The organism is Hydrogenovibrio sp. (genome assembly GCF_049975065.1).
Classification (GTDB): Bacteria; Pseudomonadota; Gammaproteobacteria; order Thiomicrospirales; family Thiomicrospiraceae; genus Hydrogenovibrio.
In genome coordinates, this window is record NZ_JBNGDN010000119.1 from 2,566 (window position 1) to 4,554 (window position 1,989).

Genomic DNA, 1,989 nt, shown 5'->3' on the forward strand with positions numbered 1-1,989 from the left:
TGTCTCCCAAACAAGATTGGTTGGGGAATGTGCGCGGCGACATTCTCGCCGGTATTGTTGTGGCGCTGGCGCTGATTCCGGAAGCCATTGCCTTTTCGATTATTGCCGGGGTGGATCCCAAAGTCGGCTTGTATGCCTCCTTCACCATTGCGGTGGTGATTGCGATTGTCGGCGGACGCCCGGGGATGATTTCGGCGGCGACGGCCGCAACGGCCTTGCTAATGATTAATCTAGTAAAGGATTACGGGCTGGAATATCTGTTGGCGGCGGGGATTCTCGCTGGGGTGTTGCAGATTCTGGCGGGGTATTTGAACCTGCAAAACCTGATCAGTTTTATTTCCCGTTCGGTGATGGTTGGTTTTTTGAATGCCTTGGCGATTTTGATCTTTATGGCGCAACTGCCGGAGCTGACCAATGTGACTTGGCACGTTTACGCGCTGACGGCGCTGGGTCTGGCGATTATCTACTTGTTTCCTTATGTGCCCAAAGTCGGCTCGCTGATTCCGTCGCCGTTGGTGACCATTATTGTGTTGACGTTGCTGGTGTTGGCGCTGGGCTGGGATCAGGTGCGTAATATCGGCGATATGGGTGATTTACCGGATACCTTGCCGGTGTTCCTATTGCCGGATGTGCCGTTTAATCTTGAAACCCTTTGGATTATTCTGCCGTATTCGGTGGCCATTGCCTTAGTGGGGCTGTTGGAGTCGTTAATGACGGCCCAAGTAATTGATGAAATGACCGATACCGACAGCGATAAAAAGCGTGAATGTAAAGGTCAAGGCGTGGCGAACATTGCCTCTAGCTTTACGGGTGGTATGGCCGGTTGTGCGATGATCGGTCAGTCGGTGATTAATGTGAAATCCGGCGGGCGCGGACGCTTATCCACCTTTACCGCTGGGGCGGTATTGCTGATTATGGTGGTGTTTTTGGCGGACTATTTGTCCGTGGTGCCGATGGCCGCTTTGGTGGCGGTGATGATTATGGTGTCCATCGGGACCTTTAACTGGCATTCGATTCCGGAGATGCGCACCAATCCGCTGTCGGCCACCGTGGTCATGCTGGCGACGGTGATAATTACGGTTTGGACGCATAACCTAGCGTATGGCGTGATTGCCGGCGTGGTGCTGGCGGCCTTGTTTATGGCGTCCAAACTGCGCCACTTTATGTATGTTGAAAAGACGTTTGACGACGCCAGCCAGACACGCACTTACACGGTCATCGGTCAGGTATTCTTTAATTCGTCTGAGAAGTTCATTAAATATTTTGATTTTAAAGAAGCGGTGGACAAGGTTATCATCGACGTGCATCGTGCCCATTTTTGGGACATCAGTGCGGTGTATGCGCTGGATAAGGTGGTGATTAAACTGCGCCGTGAAGGCGCGGAAGTCGAAATTATTGGTTTGAACGAAGCCAGTGAGACCATGATGGATAAGTATGCGGTGCATAATGATCCGGCGAAAATCGAAAAAGTGATGGGAGGTCACTGATGCAAGCATTAGAAAAACAATGGGTAATGGCCTGTGTCGATGGTTCCGATTTGTCGGATGCGGTGGTGGATTATTCGGCCTGGATTGCGCAGAAAGTGAACTCGCCGTTGGAGCTGGTGCATTCCATCGAACACAGTTTGCTGCTTGAGCATACCGATCATTCGGGAAACTTAACCCCGAATATGCGCGAAAGCTTGATGAAAACCCTGTCCGATGAAGAGCAGAGTGAAAGCAAGCGGCTCATAGAGCAGGGCAAGCAAATGCTGGAAAAAGCCAAATCACGCATTACTGCGCCCTTAAAGCAGATTCAGACCAAGCAACGGCACGGCGACCTGTCGGAAACCCTTACGGACTTACAAGATGAAATTCGGGTGCTGGTATTGGGGTTACGCGGCGAACAACATGCAGATGACGAAAAAGGCATCGGTTCGCATCTGGAAAATTCGATTCGGGCGTTGCATCGCCCAATCTTTATTGTCAGCAGTGCCTTTGAAGAACCCAA

The 1,989-nt window shown here is 51.3% G+C and carries 2 protein-coding genes; both read left to right on the plus strand.

Annotated features, from left to right (window positions below):
• Positions 1-1,487, plus strand: a 1,487-nt coding sequence (locus ACP5D0_RS10035) for a SulP family inorganic anion transporter (protein ID WP_472365651.1), incomplete at its 5' end; no start/stop codon positions are given.
• Positions 1,487-1,989, plus strand: a 503-nt coding sequence (locus tag ACP5D0_RS10040) for a universal stress protein (RefSeq protein WP_472365652.1), incomplete at its 3' end; no start/stop codon positions are given. The genes ACP5D0_RS10035 and ACP5D0_RS10040, both read left to right, overlap by 1 nt.